The sequence below is a fragment of the Streptomyces albicerus genome, from assembly GCF_008905045.1.
GTDB lineage: Bacteria > Actinomycetota > Actinomycetes > Streptomycetales > Streptomycetaceae > Streptomyces > Streptomyces albicerus.
Window position 1 is genome coordinate 78,264 of record NZ_VWMY01000009.1, and the last position, 20,632, is coordinate 98,895.

General features: G+C 69.2%; 16 protein-coding genes. 9 read left to right on the forward strand and 7 right to left on the reverse strand.

All coding sequences use genetic code 11. The features are described from left to right. Positions 1-304: 304 nt before the first annotated feature. Complete coding sequence (gene groES, locus GAS53_RS09665) at positions 305-613, forward strand: co-chaperone GroES (RefSeq protein ID WP_003998759.1); 309 nt, start codon at positions 305-307, stop codon at positions 611-613. 156 nt (positions 614-769) lie between these two features. Beyond that, positions 770-2,398: a chaperonin GroEL gene (gene groL / locus GAS53_RS09670; RefSeq protein WP_151477054.1), complete on the forward strand. Its 1,629-nt coding sequence runs from the start codon at positions 770-772 to the stop codon at positions 2,396-2,398. A gap of 161 nt (positions 2,399-2,559) precedes the next feature. Here groL and GAS53_RS09675 read toward each other — a convergent pair whose 3' ends face one another. The 4 genes from GAS53_RS09675 to GAS53_RS09690 form a co-directional block, all read right to left on the reverse strand. Beyond that, complete coding sequence (locus GAS53_RS09675; RefSeq protein ID WP_151477055.1) at positions 2,560-3,267, reverse strand: ester cyclase; 708 nt, start codon at positions 3,265-3,267, stop codon at positions 2,560-2,562. A 137-nt stretch (positions 3,268-3,404) separates the two neighbouring features. Beyond that, positions 3,405-4,178 carry an SDR family NAD(P)-dependent oxidoreductase gene (locus tag GAS53_RS09680; protein WP_151477056.1) on the reverse strand — a complete coding sequence of 258 codons (774 nt, stop codon included), beginning with the start codon at positions 4,176-4,178 and terminating at the stop codon, positions 3,405-3,407. Positions 4,179-4,187: 9 nt separating this feature from the next. Then, complete coding sequence (locus GAS53_RS09685) at positions 4,188-5,714, reverse strand: multicopper oxidase family protein (RefSeq protein WP_151477057.1); 1,527 nt, start codon at positions 5,712-5,714, stop codon at positions 4,188-4,190. A gap of 161 nt (positions 5,715-5,875) precedes the next feature. After that, entirely contained in the window at positions 5,876-6,553 is a 678-nt protein-coding gene (locus GAS53_RS09690) for an MOSC domain-containing protein (protein WP_151477058.1), read from the reverse strand. A gap of 80 nt (positions 6,554-6,633) precedes the next feature. On the opposite strand from GAS53_RS09690, the gene GAS53_RS09695 reads away from it, so the two are divergent. Then, entirely contained in the window at positions 6,634-7,530 is an 897-nt protein-coding gene (locus tag GAS53_RS09695) for a LysR family transcriptional regulator (protein ID WP_151477059.1), read from the forward strand. A 73-nt stretch (positions 7,531-7,603) separates the two neighbouring features. Here the strand turns inward: GAS53_RS09695 and GAS53_RS09700 are convergent, their stop codons facing one another. Further along, entirely contained in the window at positions 7,604-7,927 is a 324-nt protein-coding gene (locus GAS53_RS09700; RefSeq protein WP_151477060.1) for a WhiB family transcriptional regulator, read from the reverse strand. Between the two features lie 380 nt (positions 7,928-8,307). Here GAS53_RS09700 and GAS53_RS09705 point away from each other — a divergent pair, with 380 nt between their 5' ends. The 4 genes from GAS53_RS09705 to GAS53_RS09720 all read left to right on the forward strand — a co-directional run bounded on the left by GAS53_RS09705 (position 8,308) and on the right by GAS53_RS09720 (position 12,911). Then, complete coding sequence (locus GAS53_RS09705; protein WP_003948568.1) at positions 8,308-8,919, forward strand: response regulator transcription factor; 612 nt, start codon at positions 8,308-8,310, stop codon at positions 8,917-8,919. A gap of 272 nt (positions 8,920-9,191) precedes the next feature. Next, complete coding sequence (locus GAS53_RS09710; protein ID WP_151477061.1) at positions 9,192-9,779, forward strand: sigma-70 family RNA polymerase sigma factor; 588 nt, start codon at positions 9,192-9,194, stop codon at positions 9,777-9,779. A 344-nt stretch (positions 9,780-10,123) separates the two neighbouring features. Next, entirely contained in the window at positions 10,124-11,629 is a 1,506-nt protein-coding gene (gene guaB / locus GAS53_RS09715; RefSeq protein ID WP_151477062.1) for an IMP dehydrogenase, read from the forward strand. Between the two features lie 157 nt (positions 11,630-11,786). Then, positions 11,787-12,911, forward strand: a complete 1,125-nt coding sequence (locus GAS53_RS09720; RefSeq protein ID WP_151477063.1) for a GuaB3 family IMP dehydrogenase-related protein — start codon at positions 11,787-11,789, stop codon at positions 12,909-12,911. A gap of 715 nt (positions 12,912-13,626) precedes the next feature. Here the strand turns inward: GAS53_RS09720 and GAS53_RS09725 are convergent. Beyond that, the gene (locus tag GAS53_RS09725; protein ID WP_151477064.1) at positions 13,627-14,832 is read right to left on the reverse strand and encodes a nucleotide sugar dehydrogenase; all 1,206 of its coding nucleotides are present in this window, start codon (positions 14,830-14,832) and stop codon (positions 13,627-13,629) included. A gap of 272 nt (positions 14,833-15,104) precedes the next feature. On the opposite strand from GAS53_RS09725, the gene GAS53_RS09730 reads away from it, so the two are divergent. Then, positions 15,105-16,811 carry a glycerol-3-phosphate dehydrogenase/oxidase gene (locus tag GAS53_RS09730; RefSeq protein ID WP_151477065.1) on the forward strand — a complete coding sequence of 569 codons (1,707 nt, stop codon included), beginning with the start codon at positions 15,105-15,107 and terminating at the stop codon, positions 16,809-16,811. Positions 16,812-16,921: 110 nt separating this feature from the next. On the opposite strand, the gene GAS53_RS09735 is transcribed toward GAS53_RS09730, so the two are convergent. Next, positions 16,922-18,124, reverse strand: coding sequence for a serine hydrolase domain-containing protein (locus GAS53_RS09735; RefSeq protein ID WP_151477066.1), 1,203 nt, complete (start codon positions 18,122-18,124; stop codon positions 16,922-16,924). Between the two features lie 192 nt (positions 18,125-18,316). Between GAS53_RS09735 and GAS53_RS09740 the strand changes: the two genes are divergently transcribed. Further along, entirely contained in the window at positions 18,317-20,479 is a 2,163-nt protein-coding gene (locus tag GAS53_RS09740) for a serine/threonine-protein kinase (RefSeq protein WP_151477144.1), read from the forward strand. The last annotated feature ends 153 nt before the right edge of the window (positions 20,480-20,632 follow it).

Sequence of the window (20,632 nt, forward strand, 5' to 3'; positions counted from 1 at the left end):
ACCTCCCAGCGGTAGCTGGGGGAGTTCGAGGACGAGGCCCTCAGGCCGACTAGCGGGGGTCTGGGGGCGGCGGCCGCCAGGGACGACACCCCGATTCCGGCCGCCGGATTTCCCCCGCCCGCCGGAGGCAATTGGCACTCCGCTTGACCGAGTGCTAATCACGGTCATAGTCTCGGCTCTGGCACTCACCACAGGAGAGTGCCAACTACGCGACGGGCAGGTCCGGCACCCGCGACGACGGATCCACCTGGTCGCCACCTCAGACAGTTAACCCCGTGAGATCTCCGAAGGGGGAGGTCGGATCGTGACGACCACCAGCTCCAAGGTTGCCATCAAGCCGCTCGAGGACCGCATTGTGGTCCAGCCGCTGGATGCCGAGCAGACCACGGCCTCTGGCCTGGTCATCCCGGACACCGCGAAGGAGAAGCCCCAGGAGGGCGTCGTCCTTGCCGTGGGCCCGGGTCGGTTCGAGAACGGCGAGCGCCTGCCGCTCGACGTGAAGACCGGCGACATCGTGCTGTACAGCAAGTACGGCGGCACCGAGGTGAAGTACAACGGCGAGGAGTACCTCGTCCTCTCGGCTCGCGACGTACTCGCGATCATCGAGAAGTAATTCACCTCAGCATTACTGCTTTCAGAGCTGCGCCCCTGGCCCCCGCGACCAATAAGAAGCCGGGCGTCGGGGGCGTAGTTCGTTCACTCCGGGTCTGGATCCATCTGGACCCATTTCCAGACCCACCTCTAGATTTCCGAGAGGGCCAACGCTCCCATGGCGAAGATCCTGAAGTTCGACGAGGACGCCCGTCGCGCCCTCGAGCGCGGCGTCAACAAGCTTGCCGACACGGTCAAGGTGACGATCGGCCCCAAGGGCCGCAACGTCGTCATCGACAAGAAGTTCGGCGCCCCCACCATCACCAACGACGGTGTCACCATCGCCCGCGAGGTCGAGGTCGACGACCCGTACGAGAACCTCGGCGTCCAGCTGGTGAAGGAGGTGGCGACCAAGACCAACGACGTAGCGGGTGACGGTACGACCACCGCCACCGTGCTGGCCCAGGCGCTGGTCCGCGAAGGCCTGCGGAACGTCGCCGCGGGTGCCTCCCCGGCCGCCCTGAAGAAGGGCATCGACGCCGCGGTCAAGGCCATCTCCGCGGAGCTCCTCGCGACGGCCCGACCGATCGACGAGAAGTCCGACATCGCGGCCGTCGCCGGTCTGTCCGCCCAGGACAGCCAGGTCGGCGAGCTCATCGCCGAGGCGATGGACAAGGTCGGCAAGGACGGTGTCATCACCGTCGAGGAGTCCAACACCTTCGGTCTGGAGCTGGACTTCACCGAGGGCATGGCCTTCGACAAGGGCTACCTGTCGCCGTACATGGTGTCCGACCAGGAGCGTATGGAGGCCGTCCTCGACGACCCGTACATCCTGATCCACCAGGGCAAGATCGCCTCCATCCAGGACATGCTGCCCCTGCTGGAGAAGGTCATCCAGACCAACTCCTCCAAGCCGCTGCTGATCATCGCCGAGGACGTCGAGGGCGAGGCCCTGTCGACCCTGGTCGTGAACAAGATCCGCGGCACGTTCAACGCCGTGGCCGTGAAGGCCCCCGGCTTCGGTGACCGCCGCAAGGCGATGCTCGGCGACATGGCCACCCTCACCGGTGCCACCGTCATCGCCGAGGAGGTCGGCCTCAAGCTCGACCAGGTCGGCCTGGACGTGCTGGGCACCGCCCGCCGCGTCACCGTCACCAAGGACGACACGACGATCGTCGACGGCGGCGGCGACAGCGCCGACGTGGCCGGCCGTGTCAACCAGATCAAGGCCGAGATCGAGTCCACGGACTCCGACTGGGACCGCGAGAAGCTCCAGGAGCGCCTCGCGAAGCTGGCCGGCGGCGTGTGCGTGATCAAGGTCGGCGCCGCCACCGAGGTGGAGCTGAAGGAGAAGAAGCACCGTCTGGAGGACGCCATCTCCGCGACCCGCGCCGCGGTCGAGGAGGGCATCGTCTCCGGTGGTGGCTCCGCGCTCGTCCACGCCGCCAAGGTCCTCGAGGGCAACCTCGACAAGACCGGCGACGAGGCCACCGGTGTCGCGGTCGTCCGCCGCGCCGTCGTCGAGCCGCTGCGCTGGATCGCCGAGAACGCCGGCCTGGAGGGCTACGTCATCACCTCCAAGGTCGCCGAGCTCGACAAGGGCCAGGGCTTCAACGCCGCGACCGGCGAGTACGGCGACCTGATCAAGGCCGGCGTCATCGACCCGGTCAAGGTCACCCGCTCCGCCCTGGAGAACGCCGCCTCCATCGCCTCCCTGCTCCTCACGACCGAGACCCTGGTCGTCGAGAAGCCGGCCGAGGAGGAGGCCGAGGCCGGTCACGGCCACGGTCACGGCCACTCCCACTAGGCGTCAGCCACTTCGGGCAGCGACTTGGGGCGTACGTCCCTGTAGGCGCCCGACGAAGGCCCGGTCCCCCACGCTTCGGGGGACCGGGCCTTCGCGTTGGGCAGCCAGAGCTCGGTCCGAGTTCGATCAGAGTCCGAGTTCGATCAGAGTCCGAGGGGCGGTCAGAGTTCGAGCTGGTCCAGAACCCCGAGCTGGGTCATCAGCCCCAGCCGGTCGTACTGCCACCAGCCCTCGGCGATCTTGCCGTCCTCACGGCACCGGTGGATGGTCGTGCCGGTCATGGTGACCTGCTTGCCGCTGGCCGGTATCCCCAGGAAGTCGCCGTGGTGGGTGCCGTTCCAGGTCCAGCGCGTGCAGACCCGGTCGCCGTCGGCGACCTGGTCCTCGATGGTGAACGTGAAGTCGAACCCGGTCCGCCACATCTCCGCCTCCCGGCGAAGGGCGTCCATCCCGATCACGTCCTGCTCATTGGACGGGTCGTGGTCGTGGTAGTTCTCCGCGACGGTCTCGTCCCACGACGGCAGCGCGCCCTTGGCGGCGAGCAGCCCGTAGAAATTGCGGACGCTGGCCTTGTAGAGCCGCTCGTCACGGACCACTTCCAGATCGGTGAACGTCGGTATCTCGTCGCAGAGCGCGACCATCTCCCGGAAGATCCTGTCGGTCTCCGGAAGGTTCGAGTTCCGCATCGCCTCCTCGTACGACGGAAACTCCACGATCTCGATGAAGTGCGAGGCGTCGGACCGGTCCTTCCCGATCACACTGTGCGTCGCGGTCCGCTTGCCCTTGGTCTGCTCGACCCATGTGTCCATGAGCCGATTCATCTCGTCGAACCGACTGGTCTTGCAGTCGATCAGCTGTACGAATGTCATGGCGCCGCCTTCCGGCCCCCCTGGTCCGGTGGAATACGCCCATTTTAGTGAAAATCCCCTTCAGCTGTTTTAGTTGAAGGGGATCCCATGTGCGCCGGCGCCTATCGGCACGCCGCCGCTTAACGGCAGCACCGCAGTCACTGCGGCCCGTACTTCCGCCCGGTCTTCGAACTGACCCCGCCGAGCAGCCGTCGAGGCGTCACCTTCACCACACCCATCAGGGCCTTGTAGCGCGGGTCCGGAATGGACAACGACTTGCCCCGCGCCAGGTCGGCGAGCGCGGACGTGACCAGTTTGTCCGCGTCGAGCCACATCCAGTTCGGGATGTTGTCGGTGCCCATCCCGGCCCGTTCGTGAAACTCGGTCCGCACGAACCCGGGGCACAACGCCATCAGCCGTACGCCACTGCCGGCCAGGTCCTTCGCCGCACCCTGCGTGAACTGCACGACCCACGCCTTCGACGCCCCGTACGTACCGCGCGGCACGAAGGCCGCCACCGACGCCACGTTGACGACACCCCCGCGGCCGCGCGCCCGCATGGACTCGACCGCCGCCGAGGTCAGCCGGAGCACCGCCTCGCAGTGCACCTTGAGCATCTTCAGCTCGTCCGCCATCGGCACCTCCAGATAGAGGCCCTTGTTGGCGAAGCCCGCGTTGTTGATCAGCAGGTCGACCGCATTCTTGCGGTCCGAGAGGCGGGCGGCCACCGCCTCGATGCCGTCGTCCGTCGCCAGATCCGCCGTCAGCACCTCCGCCTCGATGCCGTGCCGGTCGTGCAGTTCCGTCGCCTGCTCGCCGAGCCGCTTGGTGTCACGCGCCACCAGCACGAGGTTGTGCCCGTCGGAGGCCAGCCGCCGCGCGAAGGCGGCACCGATGCCCGCGGTCGATCCCGTAATCAGAGCCGTTGTCATGGCCCAAGATTAGTGACCTGTCTCATGGTCTCCGTGCGCAGAGCTACCCGAAAGAGGACCCGCCCGCTGTTCCTTCTCCACAACCACGAACTGCCCCATCATCCCTTCGTCCTCGTGGTACAGCAGATGGCAGTGGTACATGTACGGAGTGTCGGGATCGGCCGGGCCGTCGAAGCGGAGCGCCAGCTTCATCGTCGCCCCGTTCGGCAGGAACACCGTGTCCTTCGGGCCGCGCAGCTCGGGTGGCGGCGGGGCACCGTTCACCTCCAGCACACGGAACTGGACGTCGTGCACGTGGAAGTTGTGCGGCATGCCGTTGGAGTTGCGCACCGTCCAGGTCTCGGTGGTGCCCCGGGTGGCGGTCTCGTCGACACGGTTCATCGCCATCGGCCGCCCGTTGATACCGGACCGCTTCAGGTCGAAGTGGCGTCCCCGCGTCGCGTCCTTGCCGTCGGGTATCTCCAACTCGCCCAGCCGGGACGGCAGTCCGGCCGACGGCCGCAGTCGCTCGGCCGCCCGCAGCTCCAGTACGTCGAAGGAGTCGTCGCCCCCGCCGAAGCGCCGCTGCCACGCGTCCCCGTAGTTGTCCTGCGGGAAGCTGCGCAGCATCGTGCGCTCGCCCGGCCGCATCCGCACGACGATCTCGGCCCGCTCGCCCGGCGACAGCTGGATCCGCTCCATCGACGCCGGCCGCTCCAGCAGACCTCCGTCCGTACCGATCAGCGAGAAGGCGCGGCCGTCGGGGAAGCCGAAGGCGTATGTGCGCGCGGTCGATGCGTTGAGCAGTCGCAGCCGTATCAGTTCGTCGGTGACCTCCCGGTACGGATTGAGCGTGCCGTTGACCATCGTCCGGTCGCCGAGGAAGCCCACGTTCTGCATGATCTTGCGGCCGTGGTCGAACTTCGCCCCGTCGAAGCGCACATCCTGCACGATCACGGGCAGGTCGTCGACGCCGTACCTCTTCGGCAGGGCAAGGCCGGCCGACCGCTCGTCGTCGAGGATGAACATGCCTGCGAGCCCCTGCCCCACGTGCCGCTCGGTCTCCCCGTGCGGATGAGGGTGATACCAGAGCGTCGCGGCCGGCTGGTCCACGGTCCAGTGCGGACTCCACTGCGCGCCGGGCTCGATCATCTGGTGCGGGCCGCCGTCCATGCGCGCGGGCAGATGCATGCCGTGCCAGTGCACGGTCGAGGCCTCGCCCAGCCCGTTCCGTATCCGCACACGGACCTTCTCATCGCGCTCCGCGCGCAGTGTCGGGCCGAGATACGACCCGTTGAAGCCCCAAGTCGGCGTCTTCCGCCCGTCCTTGAACTCCGTCTCGCCCGCCTGCATGCGCAGGTCGAACACGCGCGTGCCGTCCTTCTCCACGCGGGACTCCGCGAGTGGCGGTATCGCCAGCTCGTTCTGGAACGACGCCTTGCCGACCGTGCTGACGTCGGCGCCGGTCCACAGCCATGTGAACAGGCCGCCGACCGCCAGCGCCGCGACGGCGACGACCGAGCCGAGAACGATGAGGACGCGCTTGAAGCGGGACATGCTTCGAGCGTCGTGGATCATGCCCTCGCCGGGCATCGGGGACGGCCCCGGATCCACCCCCGATTCAACCCCCGTTCCCCGCCCGGGTTTCCCCCTACGTGAGCTGTACGAATACCGGTTGAACCGGGCGCACTAGACCGGACGGACGGTGCTCGCCCCGCTCACTCCGCACCCCCGCCGTACTTCGCCACGTACTTCCGCGCCGTTTCCAGCGCATCCGGATGCAGCGCGTCCCCCGCCGCCAACACCTGTGGCAGCAGCCCCCGTTCGGTCGTCACCGCGCGGAACTGGAGCGCGACCGTCACCTCGTGGTCCGGCCGGTGCACGATCTCGATCGGGTCGCCCGCCCGTATCTCACCGGGCTCGATCACCCGCAGATACGCGCCGGGCGTCCCCTTCTGGGTGAACCGCCTGACCCACCCTTTCTCACCCATATGGCCCTGGAAGGTGAGACAGGGAATCCTGCCCGAGGTGACCTCGAGAACGACCTCGGGCCCGATGCGCCAGCGCTCCCCGATCCTTGCGCCGGACACGTCGAGCCCCTCCGTCGTGAGGTTCTCCCCGAACATCCCACTGGCCAGCGGCCGCCCCAACTCCCGCTCCCAGTCGTCGAGATCCTCGCGCGCGACGGCGTACACGGCCTGGTGGTCCCCGCCGTGGTGGCGCATCTCGCAGACGGCGTCCCCGGCGAGACCGCTCGCGCCGACCCCCTTGGGCCCCGGCGCGGCCACCCGCACCGGCCCCTCCACCGGCCGTTTGTCGATCCCGGTCACGCCCTCCGCCTGGTCCGTGTAGTCGACGGCCTTGGGCCGGCCCAGATTCAGAGACAGAAGCTTCATGAGCGGCACGGTAGGCGATATGAGCCAAAGCGTCGACGCAATATTCGTCGTCGTGTCCAAGATTCGCTTATGCTCGAAGGGTGATCGAAGCCCGTCATCTCCGTGTGCTGCGCGCCGTCGCCGCCACCGGCTCCTTCTCGGCGGCGGGGCGTGAACTGGGCTGCACCCAGCCCGCCGTAAGCCAGCAGATGAAGGCCCTCGAAGCCTCCGTCGGTACGACGCTGCTGATCCGTACGGGCCGCGAGATGCGCCTGACGCAGGCCGGCGAGGCCCTCGTGCGTCACGCGGCGGGCATCATCGCCGGGCTCACCGCCGCCGAGGAGGAGGTCGCCGCGATCGCGGGCCTGCGCGCGGGTCGCGTACGCCTGGTCTCGTTCCCCAGCGGCAGCTCCACGCTCGTACCGACCGCGCTCGCCGCCCTGCGCGCCGCGCACCCGGGCACGCGAGTCTCCCTGGAGGAAGCCGAACCGCCGCGTTCGGTCGAGATGCTCCGCGAAGGCGACTGCGATGTGACGCTCGCATTCCGGTACGAGGGTGCGGCGGGCGCCGAGGAGTGGGACGACCTGGTGGTGCGTCCCCTGCTGAAGGACCGGCTCGTCGGTCTGGTCCCCGAAGGGCACCGGCTGGCCCGGGCGCGGGCGGTCGCCATCGGCGAACTCGCCGACGAGCCGTGGATCGCGGGCTGCCCCCGCTGCCGTGGCCAGCTGATCGAGGTCTGCGAGAGTGCGGGCTTCACTCCCCGCATCGACTTCGCGACCGACGACTATCCGGCCGTGGTCGGCCTGGTCGGAGCGGGGCTCGGAGTCGCGGTCCTGCCGGAGTTGGCCATCGAGTCCGTACGCCCCAAGGGAGCGCGCATGGTGACGGTGGAACCCGCGCTGCGGCGGGAGATCGTCGCGCTCACGCTGCCGGACCTGGCACAGGTGCCCGCGGTGGCGGCCACGCTGGACCAGCTGGCCCGGGCCGCGGCGCGCTGAGTCGCCCAAAAGACGCTGAGTCACCAGAAAAGTAGGGGCACGCGTGCGCGTGCCCGTCTGCAGAAACGTTCCTTCAATTGTGCGGCGGAGGGGCACCGCTCGCCGCCGATACCAGGCGGTTGCGTGCCCGTCCCATGAGTTCCTCGCGCTCGTCCTCGGTCAGCCCGCCCCACACGCCGTACGGCTCGCGCACCGCCAGGGCGTGCGCCGCGCACTCCGCGCGTACCGGGCACCTCATGCAGACCTCTTTGGCCGAGTTCTCACGAGCGCTCCGTGCCGCACCGCGCTCGCCCTCAGGGTGGAAGAAGAGCGAGCTGTCGACCCCGCGGCAGGCCGCGAGGAGCTGCCAGTCCCACAGATCCGCGTTCGGTCCGGGAAGGCGGGAGAAATCTGCCATTGCGTTGTCCCCTTGTAGCCGTTCTGGGCGGTTACGTGCCCATGATCGTACATCTACGATCTAAGGAGATGAAAATATGACTCATTGCGAATCTAGCCTCAGATGCTAGGAAATGGGAAGAAAAGAGGCTAAATGGGGCATGGCTTGTGATGAAACCTTGAGGGTCCGTTGCGGGCATCTGCACCGTGTCCGCGCCCTCACGTAGAGTGCCGAACGTGGCTCACCGCCCCGTAACTCTTTCGGGTGACCGTCGTTGAGAAGGCGGAGGCGGTTGAAAGAACAAGCGCTCGGGCAAGCGTCCGAGAGCGTCGACCGCACAGGTGACGATTCGTACCAGCCTGGAGGCTCAAGGTGACGCGCATCAGCTGCGGAGGGCGGCCATGACATCCGTCCTCGTCTGCGACGACTCCCCGCTTGCCCGAGAGGCGCTCCGCCGCGCGGTGGCGACCGTGCCCGGCGTAGAGCGCGTGACCACGGCGGCCAACGGCGAGGAAGTCCTCCGCCGCTGGGGCGCCGACCGTTCGGACCTGATTCTGATGGACGTACGCATGCCCGGTCTGGGCGGCGTGGAGACGGTCCGGCGGCTGCTGTCCGCCGACCCCGGTGCGCGCATCATCATGCTCACCGTCGCCGAGGACCTGGACGGTGTCGCGCTCGCGGTCGCCGCCGGTGCCCGTGGCTATCTCCACAAGGACGCCTCCCGCGCGGAGCTGCGTGCGACCGTCACCCAGGCTCTCGCCGACCCGACCTGGCGGCTCGCGCCGCGCAGACTGCGGTCGGCCGAGATGGGCGCCGCGCCGACGCTCACCGCGCGTGAGATCCAGGTCCTGGAGGGCATGAGCCACGGCCGGTCGAACGCGGAGATCGGCCGTGAGCTGTTCCTCTCCGAGGACACCGTCAAGACGCACGCCCGGCGGCTCTTCAAAAAACTCGGCGCCTCGGACCGCGCGCACGCGGTGGCGCTCGGGTTCCGATGGGGCCTGGTCCGCTAGGTGAACTGCCGCGGGGGGTACGGGTGTCCCCGCCCGCTGCACGGCGGGTGGGGCCGGGCCCGACGGGGGATCGAAATCGGCCGTTCGGGCGCCCGATCCCCGTTTCCCGGCGGATGCCGCATCCTTGAGGTGTGGAGTTCCTCGGGAACGAGTCGGTCGAGCGGGAGGGGAGGGCGCAGGAGATGAGTTCCGGCGCACCTGCTCATAACGCTTCGGTGCACAACATTGGACGCGGTGCCACGGATCAGACGACGCCAAGGCACCATGGACCGATGCGCGACGACGAGGCGGCTAATGCCCAAGGGGCGGTTGGTGCGCTCGTTCATCGTGCTGTCGAGGGCGACGAGCAGGCCACGCACGACCTCCTCGCCCATGTCCATCCGCTCGCGATCCGCTACTGCCGTACGCGTCTGTCCCGACTTCCGGGTGACGCACGGCACTTCGTGGAGGACCTCGCGCAGGAGGTCTGTGTCGCGGTGCTTCTCGCACTGCCTCGCTACAAGGACACGGGTCGCCCCTTCGAAGCCTTCGTCTTCGCCATCGCCGCGCACAAGGTCGCCGATCTGCAGCGCGCCGCGATGCGCCATCCCGGCTCGACGGCCGTGCCGTCGGACGAGATGCCCGAGCGGCCGGACGACTCGCTCGGCCCCGAGGAGCGCGCTCTCCTCAGCAGTGACGCCGAGTGGGCAAAGAAGCTCCTGGCCAACCTCCCCGAGAACCAGCGGGAGCTGCTCCTGCTGAGGATCGCCGTGGGCCTCACGGCCGAGGAGACGGGCCAGATGCTGGGAATGTCACCGGGCGCGGTCCGGGTGGCCCAACACCGGGCCCTGAGCCGCCTGCGGGCACTGGCGGAGCAGTAGCGGGGCCCTTCGACCGGCTGCCGCCCCAGGTGGGGTCGGCCGCCGGCCGGAACGGCACACGTGCCTTCTGGTCGGCATCTCGTCACGTGAGCTTCCCGACAGGCCTTCTCCTCGGTACGGCAAATTTTTTCTGCCGCCAGGGCGGCGTGCGCGGCGGTCGTGGGCGATCACAGCCCACCCAAAGCCCGTGTCCCCGAAGGGGTGCGGTACCGGATGAACAGAGAAGCCACCCCGGCCGTACGAACCTACGAAGCCGAGGGGCACCCGTCACCGTGGAATGAGAGAGCCATGCTTCCCGTTAGCATGGACATCCGCACCGATCAAGGCCATTTGGGGAAGGTGTCATGACTGCCAACGTCGACGGAGTGCCCGAGAAATTCGCGACACTCGGGCTGACCTACGACGACGTGCTGCTGCTGCCGGGCGCATCCGAAGTGCTGCCGGGCGCGGTCGACACCTCGTCCCGCATCTCCCGCAACGTGCGTGTGAACATCCCGCTGCTGTCGGCGGCGATGGACAAGGTGACCGAGTCGCGCATGGCGATCGCCATGGCCCGCCAGGGCGGTGTCGGCGTACTGCACCGCAACCTCTCCATCGAGGACCAGGTCAACCAGGTCGACCTGGTGAAGCGCTCCGAGTCCGGCATGGTCACCGACCCGATCACGGTGCACCCGGACGCGACGCTCGCCGAGGCCGACGCGCTGTGCGCCAAGTTCCGCATCAGCGGCGTGCCGGTCACCGACGGCAACAAGAAGCTGCTCGGCATCGTCACCAACCGGGACATGGCCTTCGAGACCGACCGCTCCCGTCAGGTGCGCGAGGTCATGACGCCGATGCCGCTGGTCACCGGCAAGGTCGGCATCTCCGGGCACGACGCCATGGAACTGCTGCGCCGCCACAAGATCGAGAAGCTTCCGCTGGTCGACGACGCGGGCGTCCTGAAGGGCCTCATCACGGTCAAGGACTTCGTGAAGGCCGAGAAGTACCCGAACGCCGCGAAGGACGGCGAGGGCCGCCTCCTCGTGGGTGCCGCCGTCGGCGCCAGCCCCGAGGCGCTGGAGCGGGCCCAGGCGCTCGCCGAGGCCGGTGCGGACTTCCTGATCGTCGACACCTCGCACGGACACAACAGCAACGCCCTCAACTGGATGGCGAAGATCAAGTCGAGCGTCGGCGTCGACGTGATCGGCGGCAATGTGGCCACCCGTGACGGCGCCCAGGCCCTGATCGACGCCGGTGTAGACGGCGTCAAGGTCGGCGTGGGCCCCGGCTCGATCTGTACCACCCGTGTGGTCGCCGGCATCGGCGTCCCGCAGGTCACCGCCATCTACGAAGCCGCTCTCGCTGCGCGCGCGGCGGGCGTCCCGGTAATCGGCGACGGCGGTCTGCAGTACTCCGGAGACATCGGCAAGGCGCTGGCAGCCGGCGCCGACACAGTGATGCTCGGCAGCCTCCTCGCGGGCTGTGAGGAGTCGCCCGGCGAGCTGCTCTTCATCAACGGCAAGCAGTTCAAGTCGTACCGCGGCATGGGCTCCCTCGGCGCCATGCAGTCCCGCGGCCAGGGCAGGTCGTACTCCAAGGACCGCTACTTCCAGGCCGAGGTGGCCTCCGACGACAAGCTCGTGCCCGAGGGCATCGAGGGCCAGGTGCCCTACCGCGGCCCGCTGGCCAACGTGCTGCACCAGCTCGTCGGCGGCCTGCGCCAGACCATGGGCTACGTGGGCGCCGCCTCCATCGACGAGATGGAGTCCAAGGGCCGCTTCGTACGGATCACCTCGGCGGGCCTCAAGGAGAGCCACCCGCACGACATCCAGATGACCGTCGAAGCGCCGAACTACAGCCGCAACCAGTAGCCGTAAACGATGTCCCCAGGGCTGTGAACAGTCGTAAATGACATCCACGCGCGCGTGAAGCACGTCCAAGGGCGGTCCCGGAGCCTCCGGGACCGCCCTTGTCGTGGGCGTCGGGGATACTGGAAGGCGCAGAAGCGAAGAGGGAAAGGCCACACACGTGACTGAGATCGAGATCGGGCGCGGCAAGCGCGGCCGCCGGGCGTATGCCTTCGACGACATCGCCGTCGTCCCGAGCCGCCGTACGCGAGACCCGAAGGAGGTCTCGATCGCCTGGCAGATCGATGCCTACCGCTTCGAGCTGCCCTTCCTGGCCGCTCCCATGGACTCGGTGGTCTCCCCGCAGACCGCCATCCGCATCGGGGAGCTCGGCGGCCTCGGCGTCCTGAACCTCGAAGGCCTGTGGACGAGGTACGAGGACCCGCAGCCGCTCCTCGACGAGATCGCGGAGCTGGACGCGGACACCGCGACCCGCCGCCTCCAGGAGATCTACACGGCTCCCATCAAGGAGGAGCTGATCGGGCAGCGCATCAAGGAGGTGCGCGACTCGGGCGTGGTCACCGCGGCCGCGCTCTCCCCGCAGCGCACCGCCCAGTTCTCCAAGGCCGTCGTGGACGCGGGCGTCGACATCTTCGTCATCCGCGGTACGACGGTGTCGGCCGAGCACGTCTCCGGCGCCTCCGAGCCGCTGAACCTGAAGCAGTTCATCTACGAGCTCGACGTCCCCGTGATCGTCGGCGGCTGCGCCACGTACACGGCGGCCCTGCACCTGATGCGTACGGGCGCGGCCGGTGTCCTCGTCGGCTTCGGCGGCGGCGCCGCGCACACCACGCGCAACGTGCTGGGCATCCAGGTCCCGATGGCCACCGCGGTCGCCGACGTGGCCGCCGCCCGCCGCGACTACATGGACGAGTCCGGCGGCCGGTATGTACACGTCATCGCGGACGGCGGTGTCGGCTGGTCCGGTGACCTCCCCAAGGCCATCGCCTGCGGCGCCGACGCCGTGATGATGGGCTCCCCGCTCGCGCGCGCCACCGACGCGCCCGGCAGGGGCCACCACTGGGGCATGGAGGCCGTCAACGACGAGCTGCCGCGCGGCAAGAAGGTCGACCTCGGCACGGTCGGCACCATCGAGGAGGTCCTGGCCGGTCCCTCGCACACGCCTGACGGTTCGATGAACTTCTTCGGCGCGCTGCGGCGGGCCATGGCCACGACCGGGTACAGCGAGCTGAAGGAGTTCCAGCGGGTCGAGGTGACGGTGGCGGATTCGCAGCACAAGCGGTGACGTGACGCTGCGCTTGGCTTGAGCCTGACTTGACGAAGGGGCCCGGGCACTCACTTACGTGGGTGGCCGGGCCCCTTCGCGTGTCCAAGTGGCCCTGGTGGGGCGCGTTTTGCGGCAGGGGGCGCACGGTTGCGTTCGGGGCGAATGCGCGCTGGACGGCCGTGTCGAGGCGATAGCGTCCGTGTTCGGCGCCCCAGTTGTCTGGGGCGCCCCCTTCCAAGGAGAACGTTCCGGACCCCGGCCCTCGGGGCCCGGCCCGAATTCCAACGAGCCGCCTACCGGGCCTCTGGGTGGCGTCGTGGAAGGGGGCGCCTATGGGCCGCCACCGCAAGCCCACCCGCTGGGACCGGATCCGTCTGTGGATGGTGAAGTGCCAGAGGAGGTGGATCTTGCGGATTTTCGGATGGTGAGCGGCCACCCCTACGTCAACTAGGGGTGGACACTCTGTGAACCATCCAGGAGCCTGCCGCAGTGCCATCTGCGGTGGGCTCCACCTTTTCGTACGGTACCGGATCCGCATTCGGGCGGCACGGCACCGTAGGAGGCGGATCTTCGGATGGTGAGCGGCCGCCCCTATACACAGTAGGGGCGGACTCTCCATTCACCATCCAGGATCCCGCCGCCGGGTCGGCGGGATCCGCGCTCGTACGCTACCGATGCGAGGGCGTCGCGCGCCACCAGCCCCAGAGGCTCGTCCACCCGCACGCGCCCCCCTTCACAACCGATGCGCCGCCCCCGTAGGCGTAGCCCCCCGCGTATCCAGCAGCAACTGCGCCTTCACCGAAAGCCCCTGGAGGTCGTACGTGCGGTGCTGCTGGAGCAGGATCGTCAGGTCCGCGTCGGCTGCCGCCTCGTAGAGGGAGTCCACGCGCGGGACCGGGCGGTCGAGGATGCTCCAGGACGGGACGTGTGGGTCGTGGTAGCTGACGGCGGCGCCCAGTTCCATCAGGCGGGTCGCGATCTCCTGGGCGGGAGAGCCCTGTTGGTCGGCGTGGTCGGGCTTGTAGGTGACGCCGAGGAGCAGGACGCGCGCGCCGCGGGCTGACTTGCCGTGTTCGTTGAGGAGTGTGGCCGCGCGCTGGATGACGTACTGGGGCATGTGGTTGTTGACCTGCTGGGCCAGTTCGACCATCCGTAGGGAGCGGGTCCTCGGGCCCGCGAGGTCCCGGGGGACGGCGTGGCCGCCCACACCGGGGCCCGGTCGGAAGGCCTGGAAGCCGAACGGCTTGGTCTCGGCGCAGCGGATGACGTCCCAGAGGTCGACGCCCAAGTCGTGGCAGAGGACGGCCATTTCGTTGACCAGGGCGATGTTGACGTACCGGTAGTTGGTCTCCAGGAGCTGCACGGTTTCCGCTTCGCGTGGTCCACGCGCGCGTACCACCTTGTCGGTGAGGCGGCCGTAGAAGGCGGCGGCCGACTCGGTGCAGGCGGGGGTGAGGCCGCCGATCACCTTCGGGGTGTTGGCGGGGGTGTGGTCGCGGTTGCCCGGGTCGACACGGCTGGGCGAGTACGCGAGGTGGAAGTCGCGGCCCGCGCGGAGTCCGGAGCCCTCTTCGAGGAGCGGGCGGAGGAATTCCTCGGTGGTGCCCGGGTATACGGGGGACTCCAGGATGACCGTGGTGTGCGGGCGCAGGCGCCCGGCCAGGGTGCGGGCGGCGTCGGCGACTTGACTCAGGTCGAGCGCGCCGTCCGCGCCGCGCGGGGTCGGCGCGCAGATGACCGCGGTGCGGACGCGGCCGAGTTCGGCCGGGTTGGTGGCCGGCCGGAAACCCGTCGAGAGCATCCGGCGCAGGTCGGCGGCGGCGAGTGGTGCGGGGTTACCGCACTGGTAGCCGAGTGTGGAGATTCCGGCGGTGACGGCGGCCTGGGCCAGGGGCAGGCCGAGCTGGCCGAGGCCGATGACGGCGAGATCTGCGGGCATGGCGGTGGGCCGTCCTTCCCAGTAGCCGACGGGGGACAAGGGCGCAAGCCCTGTGGACAGAACGGACGAGCGCAATGTCAGACTAGGAGTAAATATGACCGATTTGCGGGATTGTTGGTCTGTGTTTCTTCGGAAGTCACCGGGAGATATCCACAGGCGGACGGCCGGTGGTGGCCGAAGGCGGGCAACGGGTTGAGAATTTGGGCATGGGGGATGTGAGCCGGGCGTCGCCGGACGGGTGAGCCCAGCGCGACAGACAGCGGGAGGCAACTGTGCGGACAGCGACACTGGGACCGGCGGAGCGCGCCGAGTCACTCGCGGGAATGGCCGAGCGCGAGCTGGATGTGCTGGTCGTGGGAGCGGGCGTGGTTGGCGCGGGCACCGCGTTGGACGCCGTGACCCGCGGCCTGTCCACCGGTCTGGTCGAGGCGCGTGACTGGGCGTCGGGCACGTCGAGCCGGTCGAGCAAGCTTATCCACGGTGGCCTGCGCTACCTGGAGATGCTCGACTTCGCGCTCGTACGGGAGGCGTTGAAGGAGCGTGGGCTGCTCCTCGAGCGGCTCGCGCCACACCTCGTGAAGCCCGTCCCGTTCCTGTATCCCTTGCAGTACAAGGGCTGGGAGCGGCTGTACGCCGGTTCGGGCGTCCTGCTCTACGACGCGATGTCGATGGCGCGCAGGCACGGGCGCGGACTGCCGGTGCACCGGCATCTGTCACGCCGTCACGCGCTGCGCATCGCACCCGCGCTGAAGAAGGACGCGCTGGTCGGTGCTCTGCAGTACTACGACGCGCAGATGGACGACGCCCGTTATGTGGCGACGCTGGTGCGCACGGCGGCGGCGTACGGCGCGAAGGTCGCCAACCGCGCGCGCGTGACGGGCTTCCTGCGCGAGGGCGAACGCGTTGTCGGTGCCAGGGTGCAGGATGTCGAAGCGGGCGGGGAGTACGAGGTCCGCGCCAAGCAGGTCGTCAACGCCACCGGGGTGTGGACGGACGACACGCAGGCGATGGTGGGCGAGAGGGGGCAGTTCCACGTACGGGCGTCCAAGGGCATCCATCTGGTCGTACCGAAGGACCGGATCAACTCGACGACCGGGCTGATCCTGCGCACCGAGAAGTCCGTGCTGTTCGTGATCCCTTGGGGCAGGCACTGGATCGTGGGGACGACGGACACCGACTGGGACCTCGACAAGGCGCACCCGGCCGCGTCCAGCGCGGACATCGACTACCTGCTGGAGCGCGTAAATTCGGTGCTCGCGGTGCCGCTGACGCGTGACGACGTGCAAGGGGTGTACGCGGGACTGCGGCCGCTGCTCGCCGGGGAGTCGGACGCCACGAGCAAGCTGTCGCGCGAGCACACCGTGGCGCATCCGGTGCCGGGGCTCGTGGTCGTGGCGGGCGGCAAGTACACGACGTACCGGGTGATGGCCAAGGACGCCGTGGACGAGGCGGTGCACGGCCTCGACCAGCGGGTCGCGGAGTGCGTCACCGAGGACGTTCCGCTGATCGGCGCCGAGGGCTACCGGGCGCTGTGGAACGCGCGAGCGCGGATCGCTGCACGGACCGGGCTCCATGTGGTGCGCGTGGAGCACCTGTTGAACCGGTATGGGGCGCTGGCGGAGGAAGTGCTCGATCTCGTCGCCACGGACGCCTCGCTCGGCGAACCGCTGCCCCACGCCGAGGACTATCTGCGCGCCGAGATCGTCTATGGCGCCTCGCACGAGGGGGCGCGGCACCTGGACGATGTGCTGACGCGGCGGACGCGGATCTCGATCGAGACCTTCGACCGGGGTACGCGCAGCGCACGGGAGGCCGCGGAACTGATGGCGCCGGTGCTGGGCTGGGACAAGGACCAGATCGAGCGCGAGGTCGAGCACTACGAGAAGCGGGTGGAGGCGGAGCGGGAGTCGCAGCGGCAGCCGGACGATCTGACGGCCGACGCGGCTCGGTTGGGGGCGCCGGACATCGTGCCTTTGTAGAGGTTGGGCAGCTCGGGGCGGCCCCGGCTGTGCCGAGGGCTCGTGAAGCCGAGTCGATGTCACCCGAACGAGTGTCCTGAGCTGGGATCTTTGCTCGGAACCCGGTCGTTCTACGGGGTGCGGGGGCAGAACTCGGCGGCGAGCAGGGCGGGTTCGAGATCGGGGTCTGCGATCGCATCCGTGTTCACACGGAAGGTGAGGACGCGACGACCGTCGCGGGTGGCTGCGGTCCGGACGTAGCTGCCGGTGATGCGGCCGTTGTGACCCCACACCGTGGTGCCGCACGGAAGTTTCACCGGATAGAGGCCGATGCCGTACGAGCCGTGTGCGGCGCGGGTGTCGAGCATCTCGCGCAGTTGGCGGGGCGGCAGCAGGTCGCCGCGGAGCAGGGCCGCGTAGAAGCGGTTCAGGTCGGCGAGCGTGGTGACCAGCTCGCCCGCCGCGCCGGCCACGCGCGGGTCCAGGTCGGTGACGTCGGATCCGTCGGTGGCGTACGCGCGGCCGTGCGGCTCCGGCAGGGAGCGGCGGGCGCCTGGGAACGAGGTGCCCTTCAGATGGAGAGGAGCGATGACGCGGCGCTCGGCCTCGGCGGCGTACGAGTGGCCGGTGACCTGTTCGACGACCATGCCGAGCAGTGCGTAGTTGGTGTTGGAGTAGGCGAAGCGGCCGCGGTCGGCCGGAGGGTGGGTGAGTGCGATACGGACGGCCTCAACAGGCGTGAGAGGGACGGCCCCCGAGGTGTCGGCGGTGAAGTCGGCGAGGCCGCTGGTGTGGGCGAGCAGGGCGCGCAGCGTCAGGGCCCGGCCGTCGTTGCCCGCGCCGCGCACCAGGCCCGGCAGGTGAGCGTCCACCGTGTCGGACAGGGACAGGCGGTTCTCGGCGGCCAGTTGCAGGACGACCGTCGCGATGAACGTCTTGGTGATGCTGCCGGCGCGGAAGTGGTCGGTGCGGTGGATGGCTTTGGCCTCGGCCTTGGTGGCGCCGGCGTTGGAGGCGGGCGCGGTGCCGTTCGTGGGACTGTCTGTGGCGCTGTTCGTGGTGCGGGGCTCTGCGCCGGATGCGGCGTCAGGAGTTGCGGCGGCTGATGGTGACGGGTGGGCGGAACGGGAGGTCGCGGCGGCTTCGGCGTGGGCGAAGCGGGAGACGGAATCCTCGTCGGCCAGAAGGGCGGCGGCCGGTGCCCTGCCTGCGGTGACGAGTTGGGTGAGGGCGGTGTCGGAGGCCGGGGGTGCGGGGGCTGTCGAGGCGGCCGGGGCCAGGCCGAGGAGGGTCAGGCACACAGGAAGGGCCAGTAGCGTCCTCAGCGTTGGCATCACGGTCCTTCCTCGTCGCCGCTCATCGGTCGCCGCTCATCATGGGGGACGGCCCGGGCCGGGCGGCAGGCGGGGCCGGGTGTGGGACGGCTTAGGGAGGGGATGCTTCCGCGAGGGACACCCGGGGCATTGGGCGGTGTTCGAGTGGGGGACAATGGAGGCTCTGTCAGGGCGGGTTGCATGAGGGGACGCATGTCGGAGGCGGAGCGGGCGGGTGCACCCCGTCAGGACGAGAGTGAACGTCTCCTCGCCGGGCGGTACCGGCTGGGAGGAGTCCTCGGCCGCGGCGGCATGGGCACCGTGTGGCGGGCCGTGGACGAGACGCTGGGCCGTACGGTCGCCGTCAAGGAACTGCGGTTGCCGCCGCGTATCGACGAGGACGAGAAGCGACGGCTGATCACGCGGACCTTCCGTGAGGCCAAGGCCATCGCGCGGATCCGGAACAACGGCGCGGTGACGGTCTTCGACGTGGTCGACGAGGACAACCGGCCGTGGATCGTGATGGAGCTCGTCGAGGGCAAGTCGCTCGCCGAGGTGATCCGTGAGGACGGACTGCTCACGCCCAGGCGCGCGGCGGAGGTGGGGCTGGCCATCCTCGATGTGCTGCGTTCGGCACACCGCGAAGGCATCCTGCACCGGGACGTGAAGCCGTCGAACGTGCTCATCGCCGAGGACGGCCGGGTCGTGCTCACCGACTTCGGTATCGCGCAGGTCGAGGGCGACCCGTCCATCACCTCGACCGGCATGCTCGTCGGCGCGCCCTCGTACATCTCGCCGGAGCGGGCGCGCGGTCACAAGCCGGGACCCGCGGCCGACCTGTGGTCGCTCGGTGGGTTGTTGTACGCGTCGGTGGAGGGTGTGCCGCCGTACGACAAGGGTTCCGCCATCGCGACGCTCACCGCGGTGATGACCGAGCCGGTGGAGCAGCCGAAGAACGCGGGACCGTTGGAGAGGGTCATCTACGGGCTCCTCGTCAAGGACCCCGAGCAGCGGCTCGACAACGCGGGGGCGCGGGCGATGCTCACCGACGTCATCCACGCGCCCGAGCCCAAGGAGGACGAGCCGGAGCCGCCGGACGCGACGAAGGTCGTGCCGTTGCCGGAGCTGCCTCCGGACACTCCTTCCAGTTCCAAGGATTCCAAGAAGGGGACTTCGGGCGGCGGCGGTAAGGCCGGGGCCGGAGGCAAGAAGGGTGAGGAGCCGGGGGAGCGGCTGCGCGGGGCGCTGCGTTCCGTGCGGAAGGGGAAGGGCGCCGGGGCCGGGGCGGCGGGAGTCGCCGCCGCGGCGGTAAGCACCGGGAAGACCGCGGACCGGACGGCGGAAGAAGCGGAAGAAGCGGAGTCAGCGGACGGCAAGGCGGCCGCCACCCCGCCCCCGACTCCGGCTGCTCCCGCGGCTTCCGCGTCCGCCTCTCCCTCTGCGCCGAGTTCTGCCTCGGCGGGAGCCCCGAGTGCTGCCTCCGCGGGCGCGGCCGCGCCCGCTTCGGCGAAGGAGCGGGACGCTGCGACCTCCGGGGTGAACTCCGGTGCTGTGGGCGGGGGTTCGGGTGGTGCTGCCGGGGATACACATCCGCGGACAAGCGCGCCCAGGGCGCCGCTCACCGATGTGGTGCCTCGGCGGACGTTGGTGATCGTCGCCGTGGTCGTCGTGCTGGCCGTGCTGGGTACGATCCTTGCCGTCACGCTGCGTGACGGGGGCGACGCCGGAGCCGAGGGCAACAAGAGCGGTGACACCAAGTCGGCGTCCAGCGGGGCGAGCGCGGGGAGCGACACCAAGCAGGACGAGAACAGCGGTACCGAGACGGGCAGCGACGAGAAGACGGACTCCGCCGGCGGGGGCGCGACCACCGGGAGTTCGCCGAGCGCGAGCGCTTCGAACGGGTCGAGCGGGTCGGACGGAGGCTCCGGCAGCGGTTCGGGTGACGGCGCCGTGACGACGTACAAGAGCGGGCAGGGGTTCTCGATCGGGTTGCCCAAGGGGTGGAAGTACCAGTCCACGAGTGCGGCCGGGGCCCGGTTCGCCGGTCCCGACGGGCAGTGGCTGCTGGTCGGTTGGACCACGACGCCCAAGTCCGACCCGGTGGCCGACTGGAAGAACCAAGAGCAGTTCATGCAGCGGTCGCAGTACGAGCGAATCCGAATAGAGAAGGTGGGCTACCGCGGCTGGAACGCGGCCGACTGGGAGTTCACCTATGTGGAGGGCGGCACGGAGTACCGGTCCATAGACCGCGGGTTCGTTGTCCGGGACGACCTCGGATATGGGCTCATGTACACCGCGAAGGCCTCGAAATGGGACACCGAGCTTCGTAAAAATACGTGGCGGACACTGACGAAGTCGTTCGAACCGAAGCCCTGAGGGGCACGAGACTCCTGAGATCTCGTATCTCCTCACTGTGGGTTGCCTCGGGCACGTATCGTGAGTGGTTGCGGACCGTACGCAGCCACATCTGCGGCCACAACGGGACGCATGGCGAACGGAATTGACCAACCGGGCGGCCGGGGGAGGCAT